Genomic DNA, 344 nt, shown 5'->3' with positions numbered 1-344 from the left:
ATTGGGCGGCGGTCGGTGCGGCCTGTCGCGAGGTCGGTCCGGCGCTGTTCTTCTCGCTGCTGATCACCGCGCTGTCGTTTCTTCCGGTGTTCGTGCTGGAGGCGCAGGAGGGCCGCATGTTCGCGCCCCTGGCCTGGACCAAGACCTGGGCCATGACCGTCTCCGCGCTGCTGGCGGTGACCCTGGTGCCGGTACTGATCGGACTGTGGGTGCGCGGGCGTCTGCAGCCGCCGCGCGAGGGCCTGGCCGAACGCCTGTACGCGCCGGCGCTGGGGCTGGCGCTGCGGCATCCGCGCAGCGTGCTGCTGCTGGCCGTGCTGGCCAGCGCCAGTGCACTGTGGCCG

At 72.4% G+C, this 344-nt stretch carries 1 protein-coding gene; it reads left to right on the top strand.

Annotated features, from left to right (window positions below; all coding sequences use genetic code 11):
• On the top strand, nucleotides 1-344 hold a 344-nt coding region (locus FLQ44_RS10075; RefSeq protein ID WP_147694288.1), incomplete at both ends, for an efflux RND transporter permease subunit.

It is taken from the genome of Vogesella mureinivorans (assembly GCF_007644035.1).
Classification (GTDB): Bacteria; Pseudomonadota; Gammaproteobacteria; order Burkholderiales; family Chromobacteriaceae; genus Vogesella; species Vogesella mureinivorans.
Note: the sequence above shows the minus strand (reverse complement) of the source record. Positions and strands in the feature narration are given on the sequence as shown.